21 protein-coding genes, 2 tRNA genes and 1 pseudogene are annotated in these 26229 nt (G+C 42.3%); 16 read left to right on the top strand and 8 right to left on the bottom strand.

Translation table 11 applies throughout. The features are described 5' to 3' along the window. Positions 1-10: 10 nt before the first annotated feature. On the top strand, positions 11-1099 hold the full coding sequence (locus M2470_RS00865) for a porin (protein WP_280743194.1): 1089 nt from the start codon (positions 11-13) through the stop codon (positions 1097-1099). A 67-nt stretch (positions 1100-1166) separates the two neighbouring features. Beyond that, positions 1167-4070, top strand: a complete 2904-nt coding sequence (locus M2470_RS00870; RefSeq protein WP_280743193.1) for a DEAD/DEAH box helicase — start codon at positions 1167-1169, stop codon at positions 4068-4070. 17 nt (positions 4071-4087) lie between these two features. Here the strand turns inward: M2470_RS00870 and M2470_RS00875 are convergent, their stop codons facing one another. The 6 genes from M2470_RS00875 to M2470_RS00900 form a co-directional block, all read right to left on the bottom strand. Continuing rightward, positions 4088-4456 carry a type II toxin-antitoxin system PemK/MazF family toxin gene (locus tag M2470_RS00875; protein ID WP_280743192.1) on the bottom strand — a complete coding sequence of 123 codons (369 nt, stop codon included), beginning with the start codon at positions 4454-4456 and terminating at the stop codon, positions 4088-4090. Between the two features lie 22 nt (positions 4457-4478). Beyond that, on the bottom strand, positions 4479-4757 hold the full coding sequence (locus M2470_RS00880) for a hypothetical protein (protein WP_280743191.1): 279 nt from the start codon (positions 4755-4757) through the stop codon (positions 4479-4481). Between the two features lie 106 nt (positions 4758-4863). Then, positions 4864-5913, bottom strand: a complete 1050-nt coding sequence (locus tag M2470_RS00885; protein WP_280743190.1) for a DUF362 domain-containing protein — start codon at positions 5911-5913, stop codon at positions 4864-4866. 193 nt (positions 5914-6106) lie between these two features. After that, positions 6107-7174: a DUF262 domain-containing protein gene (locus M2470_RS00890; RefSeq protein WP_280743189.1), complete on the bottom strand. Its 1068-nt coding sequence runs from the start codon at positions 7172-7174 to the stop codon at positions 6107-6109. A 4-nt stretch (positions 7175-7178) separates the two neighbouring features. Further along, a complete protein-coding gene (locus M2470_RS00895) occupies positions 7179-7760 on the bottom strand; it encodes a hypothetical protein (RefSeq protein WP_280743188.1) in 582 nt (193 codons plus the stop codon). A 151-nt stretch (positions 7761-7911) separates the two neighbouring features. Beyond that, positions 7912-7986, bottom strand: a tRNA-Pro gene (locus M2470_RS00900). 130 nt (positions 7987-8116) lie between these two features. Between M2470_RS00900 and M2470_RS00905 the strand changes: the two genes are divergently transcribed. The 9 genes and pseudogenes from M2470_RS00905 to M2470_RS00945 form a co-directional block, all read left to right on the top strand. Then, on the top strand, positions 8117-9043 hold the full coding sequence (locus M2470_RS00905; protein ID WP_280743187.1) for a hydrogen peroxide-inducible genes activator: 927 nt from the start codon (positions 8117-8119) through the stop codon (positions 9041-9043). Between the two features lie 265 nt (positions 9044-9308). Further along, positions 9309-10154 carry a prephenate dehydratase gene (locus M2470_RS00910; protein ID WP_280743186.1) on the top strand — a complete coding sequence of 282 codons (846 nt, stop codon included), beginning with the start codon at positions 9309-9311 and terminating at the stop codon, positions 10152-10154. Next, the gene (locus tag M2470_RS00915; protein ID WP_280743185.1) at positions 10129-11319 is read left to right on the top strand and encodes an aminotransferase class I/II-fold pyridoxal phosphate-dependent enzyme; all 1191 of its coding nucleotides are present in this window, start codon (positions 10129-10131) and stop codon (positions 11317-11319) included. The genes M2470_RS00910 and M2470_RS00915 overlap by 26 nt, the downstream gene beginning before the upstream one ends. A gap of 5 nt (positions 11320-11324) precedes the next feature. Continuing rightward, a complete protein-coding gene (locus M2470_RS00920) occupies positions 11325-12392 on the top strand; it encodes a bifunctional 3-deoxy-7-phosphoheptulonate synthase/chorismate mutase type II (protein ID WP_280743184.1) in 1068 nt (355 codons plus the stop codon). Then, positions 12392-13165: a prephenate dehydrogenase/arogenate dehydrogenase family protein gene (locus M2470_RS00925; RefSeq protein WP_280743183.1), complete on the top strand. Its 774-nt coding sequence runs from the start codon at positions 12392-12394 to the stop codon at positions 13163-13165. The genes M2470_RS00920 and M2470_RS00925 overlap by 1 nt, the downstream gene beginning before the upstream one ends. 939 nt (positions 13166-14104) lie before the next feature. Then, a complete protein-coding gene (gene ffh, locus M2470_RS00930; protein ID WP_280743182.1) occupies positions 14105-15430 on the top strand; it encodes a signal recognition particle protein in 1326 nt (441 codons plus the stop codon). A gap of 61 nt (positions 15431-15491) precedes the next feature. Beyond that, positions 15492-16373 carry a bifunctional methylenetetrahydrofolate dehydrogenase/methenyltetrahydrofolate cyclohydrolase FolD gene (gene folD / locus M2470_RS00935; RefSeq protein ID WP_280743181.1) on the top strand — a complete coding sequence of 294 codons (882 nt, stop codon included), beginning with the start codon at positions 15492-15494 and terminating at the stop codon, positions 16371-16373. Between the two features lie 126 nt (positions 16374-16499). Next, positions 16500-16575: transfer RNA gene (locus M2470_RS00940), tRNA-His, on the top strand. Between the two features lie 132 nt (positions 16576-16707). Continuing rightward, positions 16708-17223, top strand: a pseudogene (locus tag M2470_RS00945) (murein L,D-transpeptidase catalytic domain-containing protein); the annotation flags it as partial. On the opposite strand, the gene M2470_RS00950 reads toward M2470_RS00945, so the two are convergent. Together M2470_RS00950 and recJ are read right to left on the bottom strand one after the other, a co-directional pair. Further along, entirely contained in the window at positions 17180-19135 is a 1956-nt protein-coding gene (locus tag M2470_RS00950; RefSeq protein WP_280743180.1) for an ATP-dependent DNA helicase RecQ, read from the bottom strand. The pseudogene M2470_RS00945 and the gene M2470_RS00950 sit on opposite strands and share 44 nt — an antisense overlap. Positions 19136-19139: 4 nt before the next feature. Beyond that, positions 19140-20861, bottom strand: coding sequence for a single-stranded-DNA-specific exonuclease RecJ (gene recJ, locus M2470_RS00955; RefSeq protein WP_280743179.1), 1722 nt, complete (start codon positions 20859-20861; stop codon positions 19140-19142). Between the two features lie 212 nt (positions 20862-21073). On the opposite strand from recJ, the gene M2470_RS00960 reads away from it, so the two are divergent. The 5 genes from M2470_RS00960 to M2470_RS00980 are packed head-to-tail and all read left to right on the top strand — an operon-like array spanning position 21074 to position 26202. Next, positions 21074-21634, top strand: a complete 561-nt coding sequence (locus M2470_RS00960; protein WP_280743178.1) for an L-threonylcarbamoyladenylate synthase — start codon at positions 21074-21076, stop codon at positions 21632-21634. Between the two features lie 5 nt (positions 21635-21639). After that, positions 21640-23040, top strand: coding sequence for a sugar transferase (locus M2470_RS00965; protein ID WP_280743177.1), 1401 nt, complete (start codon positions 21640-21642; stop codon positions 23038-23040). 1 nt (position 23041) lies between these two features. Next, complete coding sequence (locus M2470_RS00970) at positions 23042-24829, top strand: chloride channel protein (RefSeq protein WP_280743176.1); 1788 nt, start codon at positions 23042-23044, stop codon at positions 24827-24829. 13 nt (positions 24830-24842) lie between these two features. Next, positions 24843-25823, top strand: a complete 981-nt coding sequence (fmt, locus tag M2470_RS00975) for a methionyl-tRNA formyltransferase (RefSeq protein ID WP_280743175.1) — start codon at positions 24843-24845, stop codon at positions 25821-25823. 1 nt (position 25824) lies between these two features. After that, the gene (locus tag M2470_RS00980) at positions 25825-26202 is read left to right on the top strand and encodes a YbaN family protein (RefSeq protein WP_280743174.1); all 378 of its coding nucleotides are present in this window, start codon (positions 25825-25827) and stop codon (positions 26200-26202) included. Positions 26203-26229: the final 27 nt, after the last annotated feature.

Genomic DNA, 26229 nt, shown 5'->3' on the forward strand with positions numbered 1-26229 from the left:
GTAAGCAGATATGAAAAAGATTTGTTTATTGGTAGTTGCCCTTGTGGCAACTACCCTGCAATCGTATGCTCAACACCGGGAGAGTGAAAACATTCTGGAGCGCTTGCTTTGGGATGATAAGATGCTGAATATCATGATTGATACGCGTGTGGATTTTCAAGGCACACTGAATGGTGGCGATCTGGATGATCTGTCCTTTCAGGGACAAACCATCAAGGTTTGGTTGGTGGGAGAGATTGTTCCGGGTATCCGTTACCGGGTCCGTCATCGCCTGAATAAACCACAAACACCCTTGCGTGAAGGATATTCTGCAGCTACAGACCAAGCCTGGATTGCCTTGGATGCCGGGAAGCACTGGACGTTTACAATTGGTAAACAATCCGTACAGTTCGGTACATTTGAATATGACTACAATCCCGCAGATATCTACCTGGGGACGATGACATTCAATGACTTGGATGCGTATAAGACCGGAGTGGATGTTGCCTATAAATTTGCCGGACAGACCTTGCATCTCCAGGTTGTAAACTCAGATGCTACGCAATTTGCAAGTGATGAATATAAGAAAAAAGCCCTGGCTTTTGCTACCCTGTGGGAAGGAAGTCTGTTTGACAACATATTGAAGACCCGTTGGGGGTATGGCGCTTTCCAACATACGAAAAGTAAGTTCTATAACTGGATTACCTTAGGTACTCAGATAAACGTAGATAAGTTTACTACAGAGTTCGACTATTATTACGGGTATCGCAACATGGATTACGGCTACATGGTAGACAATGATTCGCTTGGCCTGAGGTATGTAAAAGACCAATCCCTGTCTGTCAATCTGAAGTATGATTTTGGTAAGTGGAAACCGTTTGTCAAAGGAACCTGGGATCAGCGCTACGACAAGGATTTCAGTAAAACAGCCTATGAAAGTACCGGCATTCAGGCAGTGCTTGAATATTATCCTTTTACCAACAAATATGTGAAAGATTTACGGTTTCACTTGGCCTATATGTATAGCCATACCGATTATAAAGGTATGTTTAGCAACCTGAGTGATAATGATACGCATACCTTTCTAGTAGGTACCCGCTGGCTCTTTAAAGCAAAATAAGGGGCTGTATATGGTTCATTAATTGTGCAACTTTTACTATTTTTGCAAGGAAATGAACGTGTAGTAAATGGAAGACGAACGGCTGATATTGGTGCTTTCTGAGCATCGGATTTTTGGTTGGAAACTAAATATTCATTCAGCCCGGTTGAATGAAAGCGGCAGTGTGCAGATATTAGGTACACCCGTTGCCAAGCAAGAAGAGGAGAGGGGAGCACCTGCTGCAATCGTTCAGATTATCAGGCGAGCCGACGAGATGTCGGATAAAGCACTGATGAAGACTTTCTCGAAAAAGAAATCCTTGCGGGAGTTTGAGAAGGAAGTTACAGAAGAGATGTATGAAAAATATATCCGCCCAAGAATAGAGCTTGGAAACCGCAAGATAGTAGAACTGGCCAAGCAAACCGACTTGCCGGTCTTTTTCCGCGAAAAATTATCAAGTAACATCTTATACGACTGGCATCGGATACATATCCTTCCGATGCCGGCCGAATGTTTGTTCAACTTTGTGAAGGATGAGAATAGTTTCCGCTATTTCATTTCCCTGACGGTCGACGGGCAAGAGATATCTTTACAAACAAAACCTGCCATTATTATCTCTCACAAACCGGCTACAGTCTTGATAGGTAGCAAGATTTATTGTGTAGAGAATATCGATTCAAAAAAACTAATTCCCTTTTTTACGAAAGACTTTGTACTGGTGCCACCTGCTTCGGAAGAGGTGTATCTGAAGAATTTTGTACTGAAAACGATGCAAGAGTTTAAAGTGAAAATTCAAGGAATACCGGTAAAAGAAATCAAGCCCTCCAAGCAAGCTTATCTATCCCTGGAAGAAGACCTGAATCAGGAATATGTGTTAGTTTTGTCCTTCCTGTATGAAAGCTTAAAGATCTATCCCGACAATCGGAAAAAGAAAATTATCTGGCTGGAAGGGGAGGGAAGTAGCCCCGCTATCTGTTGGTATGAGAGAGACTTGGCTTGGGAAAATCAGATGATAAATATACTGAAACAAGAAGGTCTGCAAGCCAAGGGAATAAACCATTATTATACCGGAGATACACAAAATCAGTATAGTTTGATCGAATGGCTGAATAAAAAGGAAAAGGTTTTAAATCAAAACTTTATCTTGGGACAAATCCTGGGACAAAACTTCTTCACGGGCGAGCTTTACATACAGTCGGACGTAGATAATAAAATAGACTGGTTTGAGGTAAATATAGAGGTGATAATAGGAGAGCATAAGATCCCTTTCAGCCGTTTCAGGAAGCAAATATTAAAGGGTAGTAAGGAGTTTCTGCTGCCGGATAAGACAATAGCGATATTGCCCGATGAATGGTTTGAACGCTACCAGGAATTGTTCCGTTTCGGAAAAGAAGAGAATGCCGTACTCCGGGTAGAGAAGATCCATACACCTGTACTGGGACATGCCTTAGCCGGTCAGGTAAGCCGTGCCAAACTGGATGAGATTAACAGTTTTCTGAAGGTGCCTATTGTTCATCCGCCACTGCCCGAACAGCCTGCCGTAGAGTTACGCTCTTACCAGAAGGATGGCTTTTATTGGTTGGCACATTTGTATGAACATGGTTATGGAGGTTGCCTGGCAGATGATATGGGACTGGGAAAAACCTTACAAACGATAACTCTTCTGAAGTATATATACGGGAAATCAGAGCAAAGCCAAGCCGTTAGAAGTGATGGGCAACTGTCTCTGTTTGAATCAAGCGTTTCGGTTCTTCCTCCCGTCTTGATTGTTGCTCCTACCTCCTTATTACATAACTGGAAAAATGAACTGAAACGCTTTGCTCCTGAGCTGAATGTATGGGTATATGCCGGTTACGATCGGCAACGTACCAAAGATCAAACTGGTATGTTCGACAACTATCAGGTAATCATTACCTCTTATGGTATTATGCGGAATGATATTGAGTATTTGCGTAACTATGCTTTTCAGATGGTCATTCTCGACGAAAGTCAGTATATAAAGAATACCGATTCGCTGGTATATCAGTCGGTCAAGCAACTCGTTTCCGAGCATAAGCTGGTATTGACAGGTACACCTATTGAAAATTCGCTGGAAGACCTGTGGGCACAATTCAACTTTATCAACGAAGGCCTCTTAGGAAGCCTGTCTTCCTTTAAAAAAGACTTTGTGCATAAGATAGTGAAAGAGAAGAATACGGGACAGGAAGACAGGCTTAAGAAGATCATACAGCCTTTCCTGCTCAGGCGTACAAAAGAAGAGGTAACACCTGAACTGCCTCCTTTGTTACAAGAGGTTGTTTACTGTGATATGACCGATGCTCAGCAAAAGGCATATGAGAATGAAAAAAACCGGATACGAAATATGCTACTTGAAGCCTGGGAGCATCCAGAGTTGCCAAAGAATAACCTGGTAGCCCTGGAGGGATTGAACAAGCTCCGGCAGCTGTCCTGCCATCCCCGTCTGGTTATCCCTGATTATGAAGAGAGTTCGGGTAAGTTTGAACAGGTTATAATGTCGTTTGAGAACCTGAAAGCAAGCCATCATAAGGTATTAATCTTCTCTTCGTATGTGAGGCATCTGAACCTCCTGGCTGAAAAATTCAACGAAGAAGGTTGGCCTTATGCCATGCTGACCGGTGAAACAACCAAAAGAGAAGAAGAGATCAAACGTTTCACTGAAAACAAAGACATTAACTGCTTCTTTATTTCCCTGAAAGCCGGATCAACCGGACTGAACCTGACGGCTGCCGACTATGTCTTTATCATCGACCCTTGGTGGAATCCCGCTGCCGAAATGCAAGCCCTGAGCAGAGCCCATCGTATCGGACAAGACAAACCCGTGATAGCTTACCGCTTCGTTTCCAGTGAAACCATAGAAGAGAAAATCATCCGCCTACAAGAATCTAAAGCCGCCTTGTCGGAAACATTCATCAATTCCAACAATCCGCTCTCCCTGCTCAATCGAAACGACATGGAAGAGTTGCTAAAATAAAGAGAGAAGAGGGGATATTAATACCTGTACATCTCAACAAGTGTATTGAAGATAGCTTCTTTTTCTTTTTCCGTAATATCTCCGATTTTGCATATCACCCTTTTAGACAGGATTGTTTTTTTCTGATCCAATACTACATACATGGGCTGAGTAATAGAAGACTTCTTGGTAGGGGATAGTTTTACGCGTGTAGGAATGTGTTTATGTTCGGGAGTAAGGGGTACGACTTCTACGTAATCCAGATGCTTATTCATCTCATCCGGAGAGAGTAACAGGCATATTTGTTTGTTTCTGATCTCACCTTCCGCTTCCAGTGGATCAAGATTGATCATCACAATCTCATACTGCTTACATATAAAGGTAGAGTTTCCGGTGTGTGTTTCCATAGATAGCAGAGATTGATAAACCTTATGCTATTTCCGTGTCGAGGAAATCCGGCAGGATCAGTCCTTCCTTTCCTTCGTTGGCATATTGCGAAAACAGCTTATCCCATCCGTCTCTAACACCTTCGGTTTTTTTGATGGTCAGGATGTTATTGTCGCCAATAGATATATCTACAGCTGTTCCGTTACTAAGGTGTAAAGCTTTGGTTGCATGATTCGGGATAATAATCCCCAGAGAAGTCCCTACTTTGATGATTTTACCATCAAAAGAACGGTTGGGGAGATCTATTTTCAACTTTCTCATAACTCTTCGGTATTAAAAGATTTACGATATTCTTGTCTCCACAAATATAAGTATATTTTTCAACTAATCATTATAATGTTATACTAATATTTCTGAAAAAATAAGGTTATACCTCTATCAGTTTATATTGCTGCGAACCAAGGCCGATTTTTTCGGCATAATTGATCAGGTGGGTACCGTTTCTTGACTCGATACGTTCTACCAGATGCTCATTCTTAGGGGCGGCATAGACCATATCAACACTTGCTCTGTCAAGAGCTACCGGGTCGAGAGAAGCAAGGATACCTATATCGTCCATTTGTGGAGGTTCGGCATTGGCGTTGCAATCGCAATCAACAGATAGCTTATTCAGAATATTGATATAGATTATTTTGTCTCCCATTTCGTCAATCATGGCTTTGTTATACTCGGCTACTTTTTCAAGAAAGGCCTCTGTTGTTGATCCCCAGGGGTTACCCGGTTCGCCATGTATAGCCTCTTTTCCTTTTACAGAGGCCATGCCGACAGCCATATTCTTGAAAGAACCGCCGAATCCAGCCATTTCATGCCCTTTGAAATGAGCTACGGAAATGATAAAGTCATAATTTCTGTAATGTGAGCCGATAATGGCTTCTTTCAGACGGTTGCCACCATGAACGGGTACACGTACTTCGCCCTCGGCATCGAGGATATCTATCGGAGCAAATGTAAATCCGTGTTCGCGAGCCGATTCCAAATGGTCTTCATTTGTTGTGCGACGTCCGCCATAATAGGTATTAGAGTCTACAAGCGTTCCATTTACGGCCAACACAAGGTCACGCACTAAGTCCGGCGACAAGAAGTTTGTATTGCCAGGCTCTCCCATATGCAGTTTGATAGCCGTTTTTCCGCTAGCTGGTCTGCCTAATTTCTCATAAACAGCCATAAGTCCGGCAGGCGTAATAGCCTTCGTCATATAAACGATCGAATTTCCGGAAGCAGAAGCCCCATCGGCAAGCTCTTTCTCTTCGCCCTTATTAGTACCGCTCTTACTACCCGACGTACAACCATACGCAAAAGCCGGAAGGAAAGCCATATACTTCAAAGCCCTCCTTCGGTCTATCTTCAAAATACTATTCCCAGATACCTTGTGGTTTACCAACTGATTAACAGTCGTCTTACTCTTTTTTTCTTTCATTGGTGATTTACTTTAATATCTAAAAGCAAATATAACGAATAAATCAAATAACCAATTTGCTACACAGCTCAATTTCTTTTGCTGTCCGGCTCATTTGGCACTTGCTTTGTAATGAGCAGAAATATTTTCGTTTTTATTTAAAATAACTGCATAGAAGTCACACATTTATAATCTAAAATTATCGAATATTTGATTAAAATAAATTTAGGCCAATTGCTCCTAAAATCATATCATTCCTAAGTTGTCGTTCTTTTTTGTTGTTTACCGCTTCAGCAGCAGCTAACCGATACTCTTCTGGAGCATTACTCTCAAAATTGATAAGATTAGATCTCACTTCTTCAAAATTGTCTTTTATATAGCTCATATTATTACATATGACAATGAATAATGAGAAAAAATTAGATTTTGAGTGCCAAAATGACTTTGGATTAAATTTAAAATCTAAAAAAATGGAAGATACTTGTTCAAACAGACGAATTATTTCATTTTTTTTGTCAAAATCATAAAAGTAGTCATTTAAAAGATCTGAGGTTTTATCGTTTCGATTAAAAAAACCAGAAAGAATTGTTGACATAATATTTAAGGTGTGTTGTAAGTGGACTTTTCGGGATATTTCTCTAGCAGTAAACACATTTTTCCCTGTAAATAAAGATTGACATTTTTTGATTTTTACTGTATTGGCCCATTCGTAAAATTCTCTAGGTATATTAGGATCTTCTTTGAAATTTTCATTAGCTTCTTGTACGTTTATATTTATTTGATCGCATAGTAGCTTAGCTACTAACATATACTCAGATGTGGAGTATTCGGAAGCCATTTTTTCTATAGACGACAGGGAATTAGATGTTCTATTTATTCTTTGAAAAATATCTTGTACCTTAGGGTCATCATTATTTAAATCTAATTCTATAACCGCGATTTCATATTTAAGAAAATTGGTTTTTTCTATTTCATTTAAATCTTCAAAATATTTTCCATCAACTTCAAATTGATTATCAATATATTTAGCTATTGCATTTGTTCTTTGTTGACCGTCTACTATGCATGAAACAGTTGTCATTGTAGAAATATTAACCTTTCCTTTTGAAATAAATATTTGAGGGAATGGGAAGCCTAATAAAATGGTTTTAATAAAATCTTTATTATGAACATCTCTCCAAACCAAATTTCTCTGGAAATAAGCATTTGGAATAAGTTTTCCGCTTCTAATATCATTAACCAAGTCTAATAAAGAAATTGAACGAACTCTGTAATCGACCATATTGTTAAATTTTTGATTTTATATAATACCTAATATTACTAGACTGTTTATGCTCAAAATAGACTTGAGAAAGATATATTCCTGCATTAATTGATTTGAAATAATCTTTATACTTCAAAGATAACTGGTTGAAAAAGTTAAACCATTCGGCTCTTTCCTTGCAACTTGCCATATAATCAGGTCTAAAAATACCTTTTGCTATATAGCTGGAATAATTTAAAAAATTATTCTCACCTTTTTTACCTGTAAATTTAGTACAATCATTAAATCCATTTGTTGCATTAAATATAATTTCAGAATATTTTAAAAATAGAGCAGTGTCAATGATGGCTATATCTAAATCAGAAGACTTAGGAGTGAATTGACTGTCCTTATGGAAACTTCTACCCATTTTCGAAGATCCACATACCTGTATGTGGTTTATGGGGATAGAGAAATGAGAGCTAATCTCATTGAATATTTCGTACTGTTGTTCCTCTCTTTCTATGAAAGCTTTTGTGGGATACGTTAAGTATACTTTTCTGACAATTTCTCTATGAGTAAGTTTCTCCTTAATAGACTTGTCTATGGCAGCTATATGATTCATGCATATAATGTTAGATAAAATACGAAATTAGTCATTATCTTTGATAAACTCTCATAGTAATATCGTAAAAAATATAGTTATTGTTCAAATAGCAGACTTTCCACCAAACAAAAAAGCCAGATAAGTTATTTAACCATCTGACTTTCGTTTGTCGGGGTACCAGGATTCGAACCTGGGACCCCCTGCTCCCAAAGCAGGTGCGCTAACCGGACTGCGCTACACCCCGTCTGCGTTATTTCGCGGTGCAAAGGTAGCGCTTTATTTTATATATCAAAATATTTTTGCCTTTTTTATGTCTTAATTTCGGGGAATGGAATATAATTCGTTAATTTACATATTAGAAAATGGAATAATTTATGACTATACAACAGTTGGAATATGTGTTGGCCGTAGATACCTATCGCCATTTTGCCAAGGCAGCCGAACATTGCAGGGTAACGCAACCTACATTAAGTATGATGATCCAAAAACTGGAGGATGAGCTGGGGATTAAGCTTTTCGACAGGAATGTGCAACCTGTCAAACCAACTCCTGCCGGGATCAAGGTGATAGAACAGGCGCGTAAGGTTGTTTATCAAGCTTCTCTGATCAAAGACATTGTAAACGAGGAGGAGAATTCCGTAAAAGGGATCTTCCGGCTGGCTATCTTGCCTACGATTGCTCCTTATCTGGTTCCGCGCTTTTTTCATCAGCTCTCTGAAAAACACAAGGACTTGGATATTAACGTCTTGGAAATGAAGACAACGCCTACTCTTGCTGCCTTGATGAAGGGCGAGATTGATGCGGCTATTATTGCTTCGCAACCTATAGAGCCGGAGCTTCAGGGGGATGTATTGTACTATGAACAGTTTCTGGGTTATGTGGCAAAAAACGAACCTATCTTCAAGAATGAATTGATCCGTTCTTCAGATATCAGCGGCGAACGATTATGGTTATTAGACGAGGGACATTGTTTCCGCGACCAGCTGATGAGATTTTGCCAGATGGAAAAAGTAAAATTGCATCAGGGAACTTATCGTTTAGGAAGTATGGAGACATTTATGCGGATGGTGGAAAGTGGAAATGGCATTACTTTTATTCCGGAATTGTCCGTTTATCAGTTTTGCGAGAAGCAAAAGGAACTTGTGCGCCCGTTTGCAATTCCTAAACCTACGCGCGAAATCGTGTTGGTAACAAGGAAGGACTTTATTCGCTACTCCGTCTCTGAAATATTGGTAAAATCTATCAAAGCATCTGTACCTGAAAGTATGCTTACGTTGCAACCGAATCAGCGGGTAGTGTAATTTATTTTGGTGTATTTGAAAAAAAATATCACTTTATAGTTGCGTTTTAAAGAAAAGTGTTACTTTTGCTCCGAAATCAGAAGAGACAATGAATCGATTTAGCTTTACATATTATTATTTTTACTTTTATCTTAGCAAGATGGAGGCAGGAAAATATATGTAAAGAAATTGATGAATAGAATAGAAATATCAATAATGAAAATATAGAAGTCCTGCCGAATCCGGCGGGACTTTTTTTGTTTGTATCCATTAAAACTGAAAAAAGATGAAGAAAAAAGTAGCCATTCAGGGCATAGCCGGTTCGTATCACGAAATAGCAGCTCATAAATACTTTGAAGATGAAGAGATAGAGGTACTTCCTTGCGATACGTTCAGAGACGTGATTGCTGTGATAAAGAAAGACCCCTCTGTGATTGGGCTGATGGCTATTGAAAATACGATTGCCGGTAGCTTGTTGCAGAATCATGAGTTGATCCGCCAGAGTGGTTTTCAGACAATAGGAGAGTATAAGCTACGTATTTCCCATTCGCTGGCAGCGCTTCCGGGAACCTCTATCCATGAGATAACGGAAGTGGATTCGCATCCGATTGCCCTGATGCAATGCATGGATTTCCTGGATACATTGCCCAATGTAAAGATTGTAGAGAAAGACGACACGGCAGCAAGTGCCCGCTGGATAGCCGAAAACCAACTGAAAGGACATGCAGCTATCTGCAGTAGACAGGCTGCCCAGATCTATGGGCTGGATGTATTGGCCGAGGGGATAGAAACGAACAAACATAATTTCACCCGTTTTCTGGCAGTAGCCGATAAGTGGACAGCCGATGAGATACTCCGGGGAACGGAAAAAAAGAAATCTTCAGTTGTATTTGCTCTTTCGCATGCTGTAGGCAGCCTCTCACAAGTTTTATCTATCCTCTCTTTTTACGACATGAACCTCACGAAAATACAATCTCTTCCCATCATAGGCCGCGAATGGCAGTATTTGTTTTATATCGATCTTACTTTTCACGATTATATGCGTTACAAACAGGCATTGGATGCCGTTATACCATTAACAAAGGATTTCGTAATATTAGGAGAATATGCAGAAGGAAAGCAAAGCGTGTAACATCATACCCGCAGCACGTGTAAACAGCGTAAGTGAATATTATTTTTCCCGCAAACTGAAAGAAATAGCAGAGATGAATGCTGCCGGGAAAAAGGTGATTAACCTGGGAGTGGGAAGCCCCGACTTGCCTCCTTCACAGCAGACTATCGACACCTTGTGCGAGCATGCCAAGCGTCCGGACGAACATGGCTATCAGCTTTTTATAGGTATACCGGAGTTGCGCGAGGCTTTCTCCGGCTGGTACAAAAGATGGTATGATGTTGATCTAGACCCTCGTACGGAGATACAGCCGCTGATTGGCTCCAAGGAAGGCATTCTGCACATATCGTTGGCTTTTCTGAATCCCGGCGATGGTGTATTGGTACCCAATCCCGGTTATCCTACCTATCAGTCGGTCAGCAATTTGGTAGGAGCACATCTTGTTACCTATGATCTGAAAGAGGAACAGGGATGGCTCCCCGACTTTGAAGCCTTGGAAAAGATGGATCTTTCCGGTGTAAAGCTGATGTGGGTTAATTATCCCAATATGCCTACCGGAGCTAATGCCAGCCGGGAACTCTTTGAAAAACTGGTTGCTTTCGGGCATAAACACGGAATTGTGATTGTAAATGATAACCCCTACAGTTTCATTCTGAATGAAGAGCCCTTGAGTATCCTGAGCGTTCCGGGAGCTAAAGATATATGTATAGAGCTTAATTCGATGAGTAAGTCGCACAATATGCCGGGCTGGCGTATGGCGATGTTGGCTTCTAATGCCCAGTTTGTTCAGTGGATCTTGAGGGTGAAGAGCAATGTAGATTCCGGGCAGTTCAAACCTGTACAGTATGCCACGGTAGAAGCCTTGAATGCTCCTGCCGAATGGTACAGCCAGATGAATCAGGTGTACAGAAGCCGCCGGGGATTGGCCGGAGAAATCATGCGTACTCTGGGCTGTAGCTTCGACGAGAAACAGGTGGGTATGTTTTTGTGGGGGAAAATTCCGGTAGACTATCAAAGTAGTGAAGTCTTGTCCGACAGTGTTTTATATGGAGCAAACGTGTTTATTACGCCGGGATTTATCTTCGGAAGTAACGGCGAACGCTATATCCGCATATCTTTGTGTTGTAACGAAGTAGCCTTGCAAGAGGCATTAGATAGAATTAAAAAGACAATCAAAAATAATTAAATAAGATGGAATTAGAATTAAAATCAGTCGTATTGCCGGGGGTAAGTCCCGAGCGCCCGATTGTAATAGCAGGCCCCTGTAGCGCCGAAACAGAAGAACAGGTTATGAATACGGCACGCAGCCTGGCAGCCAAGGATATTAAAATATTCCGCGCAGGCGTGTGGAAGCCTCGTACCAAACCGGGTGGTTTTGAAGGGGTAGGGGCTACCGGTCTGAAGTGGCTAAAACGTGTGAAAGAAGAAACTGGCATGTATGTAACAACGGAAGTAGCCACCCGGGAGCATGTGTTTGAGGCCTTGAAAGCCGGAATAGATATGCTGTGGATTGGCGCTCGTACAACAGTTAACCCCTTTGCTGTTCAGGAGATTGCTGATGCCTTGCAAGGGGTAGATATCCCGGTATTAATCAAGAATCCGGTTAATCCGGACCTGGAACTGTGGATTGGCGCCATCGAACGTATTTATGGGGCAGGAATCCGGAGAATAGCTGCTATACATAGGGGCTTCAGTTCGTACGACAAAAAAATCTACCGGAATTTGCCGCTCTGGCACATCCCAATTGAATTGCGCCGCCGCATACCACAGCTGCCTATCTTTTGTGACCCGAGCCATATCGGCGGCAAAAGGGAACTGATAGCTCCGCTTTCTCAACAAGCCATGGATTTGAGTCTCGATGGCTTGATTATTGAGTCTCACTGCAATCCCGACGAGGCCTTCAGCGATGCCGGGCAGCAAATTACACCGGATGTACTCGACTACGTATTAAACCTGTTGGTAATCCGTAACGAAACTCAAACCACTGAAAACCTGAGCGAATTACGTCGCCAGATCGACCATATAGACGAGCAACTGCTTGAACTACTGGCTAAAAGAATGCGCATTTCACGCGAAATAGGTGTCTATAAAAAGGAGCATAATATGCCCATCCTACAGTCACCGCGTTACAACGAAATCCTTGTAAACCGCTCGCACTTAGGAGAATCATTAGACCTAAGCTCCGATTTCGTAAAAGAAATATTAAAAGAAATACACGAAGAATCTGTCCGCCAACAGATGATAATCATGTCGAAATAATGAAAATATTGATATTAGGTGCCGGGAAGATGGGATCTTTCTTCACCGATTTGCTGAGTTTTGATCATGAAGTGGCTGTTTTGGAGAGTAATCCGAAGCGTATGCGTTTTATTTATAATGCTTTGCGTATGAGTAGTCCGGAAGAAATACCGGCTTTTGCGCCTGAATTGGTGATAAACTGTGTTACGCTGAATCATACGATTGATGCTTTTAAGGCTGTTTTACCTCATTTGCAACCCTATTGTATCATCTCTGATATAGCCTCTGTAAAGACCAACTTGCTTGAATTCTACAAGGGTTGCGGCTTTCCTTACGTCTCTACTCACCCGATGTTTGGCCCTACTTTTGCCAACCTTGGCAACCTGGAGAAGGAGAATACCATCATTATTTCCGAGAGTGACCATCTGGGAAAAGTGTTCTTTAAGGACCTGTATTCGCACCTAAAGTTGAACATTTTTGAATACTCTTTCGAAGAACATGATCGCGTTGTTGCCTATTCGTTAGGCATCCCTTTTGCATCGACTTTGGTGTTTGCTGCCACTATGAAGCACCAGGATGCACCTGGAACTACCTTCAAAAGGCACATGAAAATAGCCCGTGGACTGATGTCGGAAGACGATTATTTACTGACGGAAATTTTGTTCAATCCCCGCACTCCAAGGCAGATTGGACGCATACAGGAGGAACTTTCAAAGCTTCAGGAGATCATCGAAAAACGGGATACAGAGGGTATGAAAAGCTATTTATCGGATATTCGACAAAAGATAGAGTAGAGGGTTGGCTGTAAAAATCAGCGCTTGAAACAATTTATTTGGGATCAGTATTTTAAAACTTCCGGTTGAAAAATACTGATTTTTTTATGTCCAAGAAGCTGCGAGAATGCATATATTAAAAAACAAATCCAAACTATCACTTCTTCAGGTGAAAAAGTAACAATTCGGATGGATAACCAATCTTTTGCCATTGAAGAAACACCCTATTGTAATTCTTAAGTTTTCTTAAATGGAAAATTTATCTCATAATACGTCGTCCAAATTTTCCAAAAAGAAAATTGCAGACCGACATGAATTTTCACAAACCTATTCAATTTATTTCATACTAAAAAGGAAAACGAGGAAAAATCTTCAACCAATCAATCGCTTTTAGGATTATTTTACAACTGACCTGTAAAAAATACTGTAATTGATGAAATTTTAACTTCTCAACACCGAAGGAATGGCGTTTTTAGATAGCTATCGAAAAAAAATGCACGATTCCAACGGATAGAGGATGGTACTCCTCCGTCAGGAGGATTATGTCAGTCCAACTCCTGTATTCTGTATACAAATCTATTATCCTGAATTGTTTTGGATCATTTCATGCTGTGTGTCAGCTGATTATTCTGAATTCTTAAGCGAAAAAATGGAAAGAGCTACCTTAAAAATAATTTAGAGGTACGTCTAAATCAATTTATACCTACCTCTAAATTTATTTACACCTACCTCTAAATGAATTTACACCTACCTCTAAATGAATTTAGACGTACCTCTAAATAAAAAGTGCTCAAAAGGTCTGTGAAAAAGGGATTCAGCTGTTGGAAGTATTATTTGATGAAATCAGTTTTTTTGTAGGTATAGCGTGAATTTCCCCGTCCGGGCATGATTTTGTGTTAAAATAAAGGGTATATTTGCATCCTTATTATATAAGGTAAAGAATAAATACATTATAATATTATGTTTGAGAATTTAAGCGAAAGATTAGACAGATCGTTTAAACTATTGAAAGGCGAAGGCCGGATCACGGAAATTAATGTGGCGGAAACGTTGAAAGATGTTCGTAAAGCACTGTTAGATGCCGACGTTAATTACAAAGTAGCAAAACAATTTACAGATACAGTTAAGGAAAAGTCGCTGGGACAGAATGTATTAACAGCTGTGAAGCCCGGTGAGCTGATGGTGAAGATCGTTCACGATGAATTGGCACAATTGATGGGGGGAACGGCTACGGAGGTTAATCTGAAAGGATCTCCTGCTGTTATATTGATGTCGGGGCTTCAGGGTTCCGGTAAAACTACCTTCTCCGGAAAGCTGGCTAATATGTTGAAAACCAAGAAGGGTAAGAAGCCTCTTTTGGTGGCGGGAGACGTCTACAGACCTGCTGCTATCGAGCAGTTGCACATCTTGGGCGAGCAAACCGGAATTCCTGTATATTCCGAACCGGAAAATAAAAATCCGGTAGAAATTGCTCAAAATGCCATTAAAGATGCGAAACAGAAGGGCTACGACCTGGTGATTGTGGATACCGCCGGACGCTTGGCTATCGACCAGCAGATGATGGATGAAATCGCCGCTATCAAGAAAGCCATCACTCCCGATGAAATCTTGTTTGTTGTGGATGCCATGACAGGGCAGGATGCGGTGAATACGGCAAAAGAGTTCAATGAGCGCCTGGATTTTGACGGAGTAGTTTTAACCAAATTAGATGGTGATACAAGAGGTGGTGCAGCCCTTTCCATCCGTTCGGTGGTAGACAAGCCGATTAAGTTCGTTGGAACCGGTGAAAAGATGGATGCCCTGGATGTATTCCACCCCGAACGTATGGCCGACCGTATTCTGGGAATGGGGGATATCGTTTCGCTTGTAGAGCGCGCCCAGGAACAGTATGACGAAGAAGAGGCCAAGCGCTTGCAAAAGAAAATTGCCAAAAATCAATTCGATTTTAATGATTTCATCGCTCAGATACATCAAATTAAAAAGATGGGGAACCTGAAGGAACTGGCTTCCATGATTCCCGGTGTAGGTAAAGCGATAAAAGATATTGATATAGACGACGATGCGTTTACATATATTGAAGCTATCATTCAATCTATGACGCCAACGGAGCGTAGCAACCCTTCTATCCTGAATGGTTCGCGCCGGCAGCGCATCGCAACTGGTAGTGGAACGTCTGTGCAAGAGGTAAATAAACTGCTCAAACAGTTTGACCAAACGCGCAAAATGATGAAGATGGTAACAGCTGCAAAACCGGGCAGTAAAAAGTTTCCTTCCATGAAGAGATAAGTTTAAAAGGCTTATAGGCTTATAAACTTAGTAGACTCAATAAACTTAATAGCTTAATAATATGCAATTAATAGACGGAAAGGCTGTGTCGGCCCAGATGAAAAAAGAAATCGCGGAAGAAGTAGCCCAAATTAAAAAGGCGGGAGGCAAGATCCCTCATTTGGCCGCTGTTTTGGTGGGGCACGATGGCGGTAGCGAAACGTATGTAGCCAGTAAAGTGCGTACATGCGAGGAAGTTGGATTCAAATCGTCGCTAATCCGCTATGAAGAAGATGTAACAGAAGAAGAATTGCTGGCTTGCGTGGATCGCCTGAATAATGATCCGGATGTAGACGGCTTTATTGTTCAGCTGCCTCTTCCCAAGCATATTTCAGAGCAGAAAATTATAGAAGCGATTGATTACCGCAAGGATGTAGATGGTTTCCATCCGATTAATGTAGGGCGTATGTCAATAGGGCTTCCCTGCTTTTTGTCGGCTACACCTGCCGGTATTCTGGAATTGCTGAAACGATACGAAATAGAAACAAAAGGGAAACATTGCGTGGTGCTGGGACGTAGCAATATTGTAGGTAAACCGATGGCTATGTTGATGATGCAAAAATCATACCCCGGCGATTGTACGGTAACCGTATGCCACAGTCGTTCGGAAAACCTGAAGGAAATGTGTCTCAATGCCGATATTATTATTGTAGCATTAGGTGTTCCTGAGTTTCTGAAGGCCGATATGGTAAAAGAAGGAGCCGTAGTGATAGATGTAGGTACTACGCGCATGCCAAGCAGTGTAACCAAAAGCGGCTTTAAACTGACCGGTGATGTAAGGTTTGACGAAGTGTCTCCGAAATGCTCCTATATCACCCCCGTTCCGGGTGGTGTAGGCCCCATGACCATCATCTCCCTGATGCGCAACACCCTACTGGCCGGCAAGAAAGAAATCTACAAATAACGATTAATGGGTTAACGATTAACGATTAATTCCGGCTAACTTTTTTTGGTGTTTCGTTTGCATCGTAAAAAATATTGCCTATCTTTGCACCGTCTTTAAAGGTATATGCTTTTTAAGGCAAAACATGGTGATTGTAGCTCAGTTGGTTAGAGCATCGGATTGTGGTTCCGAGGGTCGCGGGTTCGAATCCCGTCTTTCACCCTAAATAATTGATAAAAAGGATACTCGTAAAGGGTATCCTTTTTTGTTTTTTGTTATCTTTGCTTTTATGACGAACTATACTTCTATATTATTCCTCTTTTTATGTATACTGTTTCCTGTGTCTTGTTTTGGACAGGATCGCTTAAAAGAAAAGGCTGATAGTGCTTTGGTTTTTTGCCAAGAAAATAAGATGAATACAGAGTATTGCATTTTGGTTGATATGAAGATGCACTCCGGGAAAAAGCGCTTCTTTGTCTGGGATTTTAAGGGGGATAGCATTAGGCTGTCGAGCCTTTGTGCTCATGGTTATGGAGGTAGCAGTACGGAGGCTGATCCTGTGTTTAGCAATGTTTCAGGCAGTTATTGTACGTCGCTGGGGAAGTATAAGATCGGCATTTGTTCGTATAGCAAGTGGGGGATCAATGTACATTATAAGTTGCACGGACTGGAAGCTACCAATAGCAATGCCTACAACCGGATTATTGTATTACACTCGCATCATCCTATCACTCCGGAAGAGATTTACCCCTACCACTTGCCTTTGGGATATAGCCAGGGCTGTCCGGTGATTGATAATCAGAGCATGAAGAAACTGGATGAGATGTTCAGGAAGGAGAAGCGTCCGACGCTTCTGTGGATTTATTATTAGCTTCCTTGTTTTCCGCTAAGGATAGGTAGCCGTCTTGCAGGATGAATTGTTCGTCGTGGTCGGCCAGGAAACGGATGACAGTGAGGCTTTTTTCTTTGGGATAGTCTAGTAAATCAGTTATATTGCGGATGTTTTGTGGCTCGTTGGTCAGTACCTCCATGAGTGCCTCTTTTATGGTATTAAATTCGGCATTGGTAAGTCCGGATTCGTTCTTAGCGAGGCATACATCGCAGGTTCCGCATGCTTTCGCCTTTTTCTCGCCAAAATAGCGGAGAAGCATTATATTTCTGCATACCCTGTCTTCATTGATATACTCCAACACATGCCCGATTCTGTTTTCCAACTTCTTTTTCCGCTCTTCGTAGGCCGAATAGGGGATTGAAAGGTATTTTTGTTCTTCCCGAATCCTGGTATAGATAATCAGAGGTGTCTTTTTCCGGGGGATATAATGAACGATCCTGTATTTGGATAGACCCACCAATACATTGTAGACATCTTGCTGAGATAGTTGGCAGCGGCTGGCTATCAGGCTTTCGTCTATATAGGCATAATCGGCAAAGAGACCGGTATAGGAGCGCAAAAGAGCTTGTATAACATCGTCGATTTGCTTGTTCTGATTCAAATGCTTGTACAGGTCGTCACGCGTCACTGTAAAAATCAGGCGTGAAGCACTGTCTATTTCTTCCGTATATTCAATATAGCCAGATAGTTCCAGTATTTTCAATGCGTGGTGAGTTTGCAGGATAGAGAACCTGAAAACGGAGCAAAAGTCTGTCAGCGAGAAGTCATGCACACTGTCCAGCCCATAGCCTACGGCAATCTGGAAGTAGTTTCCCAAGGCCTCATATACCCGGCGTATGAATGCCAGATCGGGAAATTCGTCAGACAGGCGCTTCTTTAACTTGGCATTGTCTGTATGCCCGCATAAAGCTACGGCATAGGCTTTTTTTTCATCCCGCCCGGCTCGTCCGGCCTCCTGATAATACTCTTCCAGTGAGCCCGGCATGTCGATATGCACTACCAGCCGCACATCCGGTTTGTCTATCCCCATACCGAAAGCATTGGTAGAGACAATCACGCGACATTCATTGTTTTTCCATCTGTTCTGACGGAGGTTTTTTTCTTCCCGGTTCAGCCCGGCGTGGAAAAAGTCGGCAGAGATATCCATCTGTTTCAGGATAGTAGCTATTTCTTTGGTGCGTTGTCTGTTGCGCACATACACAATAGCCGTACCCTGTACCTTTTGCAGAATATGAACTAAAGTCTTGAATTTATCGTCGGTTTGCCGGACTATATAGGAGAGGTTTTTCCGGTAAAAGCTCTTCCGAAAAACATTCTTTTTCTTGAATAAGAGCTTGTCTTGTATATCATCAATCACATCGGGCGTTGCAGTAGCTGTAAGCGCCAGTATCGGTACAGTTGGCAACAGCTCGCGGATTTTGGCAATGCCGAGGTAGGAGGGGCGGAAGTCATATCCCCATTGAGAGATACAGTGGCTTTCGTCAACAACCAGCAGAGATACAGTCATCGCCTGCAGCTTTGCCTGGAATAAGTCCGTGCCAAGCCGTTCGGGAGAGACGTAGAGGAATTTATAATTGCCGAAGATGCAGTTTTCCAGTTGTTGAATGATTTCCTGGCGGGACATACCGGAGTATACGGCTGTAGCTTTAATACCCACCTTGCGCAGGTTGTCCACCTGGTCTTTCATCAATGCAATAAGTGGTGTGACAACCAGGCATATCCCTTCGGATGCTAAGGCAGGAACCTGGAATGTGATGGATTTACCTCCTCCGGTAGGCATCAAGCCTAAGGTATCTTTACCTGAAACTACCGAGTGGATAATCTCTTCTTGTAACGGCCGAAAAGAGGTATAACCCCAGTATTTCTCTAATATTTCGTGGTAAACATCCACTGATTCACAAATCGTCCGTTTTAATGTCTTTGATCAGTAATTGAGGTGCTTTTGTATTGTATGCGTTCTCCTCAATCGTATAACAAATATTGAAAGGTTTCATGGATTTGATATAATCAAAATGCTGGCTCATACCGAAAGCTATCGCGTGAACCGGAATCTTGGAATTGTCGTCTATCAACTCGAGCTTGATATGGTCGGAGTCTTTCCCTACCAGCTTGCTTGTTCCGTAGTCCCTTACTGCCAGACTGCAGAAAACAGGTTTCTGATTTTCGGGGCCGAAAGGGCTCATTTTGTTTAGTTCCTTGCTCAGTTTGCTGGTGATATCTTTCATTTCCAGCACGGCATCAATATCAATCTGAGGAGTCATCTGTTCCGGATCTATCACTCCACTGGCCTGTTCCAGAAAACGTTTGGTGAATTCTTCCAGATTTTCTTCTCTCATAGACAGGCCGGCAGCATAGGTATGCCCTCCGAAATTCTCCAGCAAGTCGCGGCAATTCTCAATCGCTTTGTATATATCAAAACCAGTGATGGAGCGAGCCGATCCGGTGATTAGTTCCGATGATTTGGTCAGAACAACTGCCGGACGGTAATATTTCTCCGTAAGTCTGGAAGCCACAATACCGATCACTCCCTTGTGCCAGCTGGGTTCATATACCACAATAGCCTTGCGATCTTCCATGTTACTGAATGTGTCGATAACGGCATTGGCCTCGTCTGTGATCTTTTTATCCAGCTCGCGGCGTTCGTCATTGTACTGATTGATGTTTTCGCTTTTCTCGCGAGCGCTTTCCGTATCTTTGGCCAAGAGTAAATCTACTGCCTCTTTCCCGTTCATCATACGTCCGGAGGCATTGATGCGGGGGCCTATTTTAAATACGATATCGTTGATGGTAATGGGCTTACCGGTTAATCCGCAAATGTCGATAATCCCTTTCAGACCCATGCCCGGGTTACTGTTCAGTTGTTTGAGCCCGTAATGTGCCAGTATGCGATTTTCTCCTGTAATCGGAACGATGTCGGAGGCAATACTAACAGCAATAAGGTCCAACAGGTTTTCCAGCTTGGAAAAAGGAAAGCCATTGCTTTTGGCAAAGGCTTGCATAAACTTGAACCCTACGCCACAACCGGATAGGTGTTCATACGGATAAATAGAATCAACACGTTTGGCATCCAGTACAGCTACTGCATCCGGCAGCGTATCATCGGGCATGTGATGATCGCAGATGATGAAATCGATACCCTTTGTCTTGGCATATTCGATCTTATCAATGGCCTTGATACCGCAATCCAGGGCGATAATCAGGCTAAAGCCGTTTTCAGCGGCATAGTCAATACCTTTATAGGAAATCCCATAGCCTTCGTCATACCGGTCGGGTATGTAATAGTCGAGCGTGGATGAGTACTGGCGCAAAAACTTATAAACTAACGAAACAGCTGTTGTTCCGTCTACATCATAATCCCCATAAACTAAGATTTTTTCTTTATTTCCCAGTGCCTTATCTAGTCTTTTCACTGCTTTGTCCATGTCTGGCATCAGAAATGGATCATGCAGATTGTTCAGGCTGGGTTTAAAGAACTTCTTAACTTCATCTGCAGAAGTAATACCTCTCTGGATGAGTAACTGGCATGTAATCGGATTAAGTCCCAACTCTTTAGCCAACTCATCTTTTTCATGTAACTCTTCTATGGATAGGGTTTGTAAGTTCCATTTGTTAATCATTATATATTGTTTTTTTCTTTCCAGATGTCGCAGGATGCATTTTGGATACAAAATGCATCATTCCGTGTGCATTATTCCACACACTATTTCAATCCGTAAATTTAGGTATTTTATATTGATATTTGCAACAAAGTATTCTAAAATAGTTTTTTCATTATATATTTTTTATAGTATCCGAATGATTTGTACATTTGTCACAATTTAAAATTGGCATGATAAATGATTTGAAAATGGCCTGCGAAGTGATGCGTGGCGGAGGGATTATCCTTTATCCCACAGATACGATCTGGGGTATAGGATGCGATGCGACTAACGAGGAGGCCGTACAACGTGTGTATGAACTAAAAAAAAGAATAGACAATAAGGCTATGCTGGTATTGGTAGACGATGCAGCCAAACTGGATCGCTACGTAGAAGAAATGCCCGATATCGCATGGGATCTTATTGAGGTGGCAGATAAACCACTCACGGTTATTTATTCGCAGGGGAAAAACCTGGCTAAGAATCTGCTGGCCGAAGACGGCAGTATCGGTATACGCGTTACCCGTGAGGACTTCTCCCGCCGCTTGTGTGAAGCCTTCCGCAAACCATTGGTTTCAACTTCTGCCAATATAAGCGGAGAACCATCGCCTGCTAATTTCAGTGAAATATCCGAAGAAATAAAAGAGGGGGTAGACTACATCGTACAATACCGCCGGGATGATAGAACCAAAGCAACCCCGTCGAGTATTATCAAGCTGGGTAAAGGAGGCCTTGTTCAGGTAATCAGATAAGACCTATGAATAAAAAAGCTCAGATAGCCAAATACGTTATTTCGGATTTTATATCGGCATCTATTGTCTGGATATTATTTAATCTACTTCGCTACCATGAGATAGCTTCATATCTGGGATATAGTTCACTTAAAAGTTATTTGCTGTCTGATGTAGTATTCGAGGGACAATTACTGGTTCCTTTTTTTTGGCTGATTCTTCACAGCTTATCCGGTTATTATAACAAGCCTTTCGGAAAATCCAGGATAGCGGAGTTCTTTACTACTTTCATAACGGTTCTCATAGGGGTTACTTCCTTGTTTTTCATTATGATACTGAACGACTTGCCCCGTTCGTTTCAGATTTATTACGAATTGTATTTTTCATTGCTTGCTTTGCAATTCTTGTTGACTTATATCCCGCGTCTTATTGTTACCCAGATCGGTTTGAGTAAGATCAGGAACAGGGAATGGTCGCAGAATGTACTTATAATCGGGGCGGGGTCTAAAGCGCAGCGGATAGCTGACAGTTTGTACGATTTGGGTTATACTATCTCCGGTTTTATACCCGAAGACGATGAAGAACTGGTCTGTGTAGATGAAAACCGGATTGCCGGAACACTAAATGAACTATCTGAAATAGTCATTTCCAGACAGATACACGAGATCGTTGTAGCGATTGAGTCTCCGGAGAATGAGAAGCAGGTAAACATTCTTTATTCGCTTTACCGATATGCTTTGCCAATTAAAGTGCTGGCAGACAAGTCTACAATGCTTAACAAAGTAAAGATCAAGACGATTCTTGGTGCCCCCTTGATAAATGTTTCGGATAATAACTTTTCGGAAGTAGAAAAGAATATCAAGTTTGTACTGGATAAAGTTTTTTCTTTTCTTGTGTTGGTCTTGCTTTCTCCTTTGTTTTTGTACCTTGGCTGGCGGGTTAAGAGAGGCTCTCCCGGTCCGGTGTTCTTTAGCCAGGAACGTATTGGCTATATGGGTAAACCCTTTATGATGTATAAGTTCCGCACGATGTATCAGGATTCGGAGCAGGAGGGGCCTTTATTGGCTTCCGAGAACGACAGCCGGATTACCCCTTTCGGGCGGCTGTTGCGCAAATACCGCCTGGATGAGATTCCGCAGTTCTGGAATGTACTGAAAGGGGATATGTCTTTGGTTGGTCCGCGCCCGGAACGGAAGTATTATATCGATCAAATCGTGAAAAAAGCACCTTATTATTACCTTTTGCACAATGTAAGACCGGGAATTACTTCCTGGGGAATGGTAAAATACGGGTATGCCGGTAATGTAGACGAGATGGTGGAACGTTTGGAATATGATATGCTTTATTACGAAAATATGTCTTTAGTATTAGATTTAACAATTTTAATTTACACAGTGAAAACTGTTGTTACAGGTAAAGGAATTTGAAATGGCAAAGAAAGAAAGTTTGTTTTATAAATTCCTGTTATGGAGGGAAAAGAACGTTAAGGAAAAAAACTTTGTTTTGGCCCTTAGTTTTGTGGTAGGGATATGTACTGCCGCCTCTGCTATCTTACTGAAATATCTGATCCATGTTATCCAACGATTGCTTACGCAGAACATGGATGTTAGCCAGGCCAACTATTTGCTGTTATTGTATCCTGTTCTAGGTATTCTGCTGGCAGGTTTGTTTGTGAAATACGTTGTTCGCGACGATATCAGCCATGGGGTAACCAAGATACTGTATGCAATTTCTCAGCGCAAAAGCCGTATTAAGCCGCATAATATGTGGTCGTCGCTGGCAGCCAGTTCTGTTACCATTGGTTTTGGTGGTTCGGTAGGAGCGGAAGCACCGATTGTCCTGACAGGAGCTGCTATCGGATCCAATCTCGGACGGGCGTTCAAGATGGAGCAGAAAACGCTGATGCTGCTTGTCGGTTGTGGAGCAGCCGGAGCGGTTGCCGGTATTTTTAAAGCGCCGATAGCCGGGTTGGTATTCGTTATTGAGGTATTGATGCTCGATCTCACTATGACTTCCGTTATGCCTTTATTGATATCATCGGTTACGGCAGCTACGGTATCCTATATTTTTACGGGTACGGAAGCGATGTTCAAGTTTTCGCAGACTGAAGTATTCGAGATCGGACGAATCCCTTATGTACTGCTGCTGGGTGTTTTTTGCGGCTTGGTTTCCCTTTATTTTACCCGGGTAATGAACCGGGTAGAGGGTGTATATCGTAAGTTGGGAACATTCTGGCGTAAGTTTCTTGTAGGAGGCTCTATGCTGAGTATCCTTATCTTCTTGTTTCCGCCGCTGTATGGTGAAGGTTACGATACTATCGGTTCCTTGCTGAATGGTCAGTTCTCCCATATTATGAATAAGAGTTTGTTCTACGGGATGAATGATTCGTATTGGGGAGTCCTTATCTTTTTGTTCTTAATCCTTCTTACCAAGGTGTTTGCCTCGTCGGCTACGAATGGAGGAGGGGGTTGCGGGGGGATTTTTGCTCCTAGTTTGTTTCTGGGCTGTATTGCCGGTTTTATGTTTGCTCATACGTCCAATTATTTCGACTTTACCCGTTACTTGTCAGAGAAGAACTTTGCTCTGCTAGGGATGGCCGGAGTGATGTCTGGTGTTATGCATGCACCACTTACGGGTGTATTCCTGATAGCCGAGCTGACCGGGGGCTACGATCTCTTCTTGCCTTTGATGATTGTTTCTATCAGTTCTTACCTTACGATAATCATGTTTGAGCCGCATAGTATCTACTCCATGCGTCTGGCACAGAAGGGTGAGCTGCTTACCCACCATAAAGATAAGGCGGTATTAACCTTATTGAATGTAGATGCCGTGATAGAGAAGGACTTTCTGACGGTTCAGCCGGATATGACCTTGGGGGATATGGTGAAAGTAATTGCCAAAAGCGGGCGTAACGCCTTCCCAGTAGTGGATAAGAATGGTATTTTGATGGGTATCGTATTACTCGATAATATCCGTAATATCATGTTCCGCCCGGAATTATATGACCGCTTCAAGGTCTCTAAATTCATGGTCTCTCCACCGGCTAAAATAGTGCTGAATACTTCTATGGAAAGGGTGATGCAGATATTCGACGATACGAAAGCCTGGAACCTGCCGGTTATCGATGAAAACGGCCAATATATAGGTTTTATGTCAAAATCCAAGATATTTAACTCGTATCGCGAAGTGTTGGTAGACCATTTTTCTAATGATTAATACTAAACGATTAATGATTAATAAGAAAGAAGATTTGCGAATTGTATATATGGGGACTCCGGATTTTGCGGTGGAGAGTCTTCGTCAATTGGTTGAGAATGGGTACAATGTAGTGGGAGTGATTACGGTTCCGGATAAGCCCATTGGGCGTCATGGAAGTGTGTTACAAGCCTCTCCGGTGAAGCAGTATGCTGAATCGAAGCATATCCCGCTCTTGCAGCCAGAAAAGCTGAAGGATGAAGAGTTTCTTTCTCAACTGAGAGCCTGGAAGGCTGATCTGCAGATCGTCGTAGCTTTCCGTATGCTGCCCGAAGTGGTGTGGGATATGCCTCGGCTGGGTACTTTCAACCTACACGGCTCCCTGCTCCCTCAATACCGTGGGGCAGCGCCTATCAACTGGGCGGTTATCAATGGAGATACGGAAACGGGAGTAACGACTTTCTTCCTCACGCATGAAATAGATACCGGAAAGATCATCCGCCAACGACATATCCCTATTGCCGACACCGACGACGCAGGCATGGTGCATGATAAGCTGATGGCAATAGGAGGGGGAGTCGTACTGGAAACAGTCGATCTGATACTGGAAGACAAAGTCGAAGCCATTGAGCAAGAGCATTTCTTTCAGGAAGTATCCGAACTTCGCCCTGCTCCCAAAATCTTCAAAGATACTTGTCGTATCGAGTGGAACCAGCCGCTCAAGCGTATCTATGACTTTATACGAGGCCTTTCCCCTTATCCGGCGGCTTGGACAGAGTTTGTAGCGCCCGACGGGAGCAAGCAGGTCTTGAAGATCTATCAAACGGAGAAACATCCGGCTACACATTCCCTGCCTGTCGGAACCCTCGTTACTTCCAATAAGAAACAATTGGATGTTGCTGTGCCCGACGGATATATCCGTTTGCTGTCGGTTCAGCTATCAGGCAAAAAACGCATGAATGTGAGTGACTTTTTGAATGGGTTTAAGCAAACAGAAGGCTATACCGTATTGTAAGGTGAATCAAACAAAGCGTATTATTAACATAGTATTAGGCAGTATTTTCCTGGTATTAGGTACCATCGGGATCTTTCTGCCTCTGCTGCCTACTACTCCTTTCTGGCTGCTGACGGCCTGGTTCTATTTCCGCAGCTCCGAGAGGCTTTATAAGCGGGCGATGGCCAACCGCTACTTCGGTTCGGTGGTAAAAGGCTTTATGGAAGATAAATCCATTACGCGAAACACCAAAATCATCTCTCTGAGCATTATGTGGGCTTCGGCTATTCTTACTTCCGTTTTTCTGATAGACAAATGGTGGATCAGGCTCTTGTTGCTATTGATCAGTATAGGAGTAAGCTGGCACATCCTCTCTTTCCCTACAAAGAAAACAGACTGATGACCAGCTTAAATAGAGTAATGTGTG

This window comes from Parabacteroides sp. PH5-46 (assembly GCF_029892785.1).
Classification (GTDB): domain Bacteria; phylum Bacteroidota; class Bacteroidia; order Bacteroidales; family Tannerellaceae; genus DFXE01.

Bases quoted from the DNA above. Each gene is read 5' to 3' on its own strand.
- M2470_RS00865 (WP_280743194.1), top strand. From the start codon at position 11: ATGAAAAAGATTTGTTTATTGGTAGTTGCCCTTGTGGCAACTACCCTG.
- M2470_RS00870 (WP_280743193.1), top strand. From the start codon at position 1,167: ATGGAAGACGAACGGCTGATATTGGTGCTTTCTGAGCATCGGATTTTT.
- M2470_RS00875 (WP_280743192.1), bottom strand. From the start codon at position 4,456: ATGGAAACACACACCGGAAACTCTACCTTTATATGTAAGCAGTATGAG.
- M2470_RS00880 (WP_280743191.1), bottom strand. From the start codon at position 4,757: ATGAGAAAGTTGAAAATAGATCTCCCCAACCGTTCTTTTGATGGTAAA.
- M2470_RS00885 (WP_280743190.1), bottom strand. From the start codon at position 5,913: ATGAAAGAAAAAAAGAGTAAGACGACTGTTAATCAGTTGGTAAACCAC.
- M2470_RS00890 (WP_280743189.1), bottom strand. From the start codon at position 7,174: ATGGTCGATTACAGAGTTCGTTCAATTTCTTTATTAGACTTGGTTAAT.
- M2470_RS00895 (WP_280743188.1), bottom strand. From the start codon at position 7,760: ATGAATCATATAGCTGCCATAGACAAGTCTATTAAGGAGAAACTTACT.
- M2470_RS00905 (WP_280743187.1), top strand. From the start codon at position 8,117: ATGACTATACAACAGTTGGAATATGTGTTGGCCGTAGATACCTATCGC.
- M2470_RS00910 (WP_280743186.1), top strand. From the start codon at position 9,309: ATGAAGAAAAAAGTAGCCATTCAGGGCATAGCCGGTTCGTATCACGAA.
- M2470_RS00915 (WP_280743185.1), top strand. From the start codon at position 10,129: ATGCAGAAGGAAAGCAAAGCGTGTAACATCATACCCGCAGCACGTGTA.
- M2470_RS00920 (WP_280743184.1), top strand. From the start codon at position 11,325: ATGGAATTAGAATTAAAATCAGTCGTATTGCCGGGGGTAAGTCCCGAG.
- M2470_RS00925 (WP_280743183.1), top strand. From the start codon at position 12,392: ATGAAAATATTGATATTAGGTGCCGGGAAGATGGGATCTTTCTTCACC.
- ffh (WP_280743182.1), top strand. From the start codon at position 14,105: ATGTTTGAGAATTTAAGCGAAAGATTAGACAGATCGTTTAAACTATTG.
- folD (WP_280743181.1), top strand. From the start codon at position 15,492: ATGCAATTAATAGACGGAAAGGCTGTGTCGGCCCAGATGAAAAAAGAA.
- recJ (WP_280743179.1), bottom strand. From the start codon at position 20,861: ATGATTAACAAATGGAACTTACAAACCCTATCCATAGAAGAGTTACAT.
- M2470_RS00960 (WP_280743178.1), top strand. From the start codon at position 21,074: ATGATAAATGATTTGAAAATGGCCTGCGAAGTGATGCGTGGCGGAGGG.
- M2470_RS00965 (WP_280743177.1), top strand. From the start codon at position 21,640: ATGAATAAAAAAGCTCAGATAGCCAAATACGTTATTTCGGATTTTATA.
- M2470_RS00970 (WP_280743176.1), top strand. From the start codon at position 23,042: ATGGCAAAGAAAGAAAGTTTGTTTTATAAATTCCTGTTATGGAGGGAA.
- fmt (WP_280743175.1), top strand. From the start codon at position 24,843: ATGATTAATAAGAAAGAAGATTTGCGAATTGTATATATGGGGACTCCG.